General features: G+C 42.1%; 1 protein-coding gene. It reads left to right on the forward strand.

What is annotated here, in order from left to right; translation table 11 throughout:
• On the forward strand, positions 1 to 309 hold a 309-nt coding region (locus tag LJE09_RS17605), incomplete at both ends, for a hypothetical protein (RefSeq protein WP_227311634.1).

The following is a 309-nucleotide window of genomic DNA, read 5'->3' on the forward strand; positions in this document are numbered from 1 at the left end:
TTATCACTACAGAACCAACTGCCGAAACTGACGGAATCATAACTTACACCTGTAAGCGTTGCAAACATCAGGATACAAAAACCCTCGGAAAACTTGGTGATGGGGAACCTTATATTGAGGGAAGTTTCCAGAAGAAAGGCTGGGATGCTGTCAATGATCTGATCAAGGCTTCCCAAGAAAAAGATACCATCTCCATTATCATGAATGGGGCTGAGACACTTCCTGCCACTGTTTTATCCGAAATAAAAGGCAAGGATATTTCCCTGAATCTCGATATGGAGAATGGTTTCATCTGGAAGATCAATGGTA

The sequence above is a fragment of the Blautia sp. DFI.3.45 genome, assembly GCF_020593505.1.
Lineage (GTDB): Bacteria > Bacillota > Clostridia > Lachnospirales > Lachnospiraceae > Blautia_A > Blautia_A wexlerae.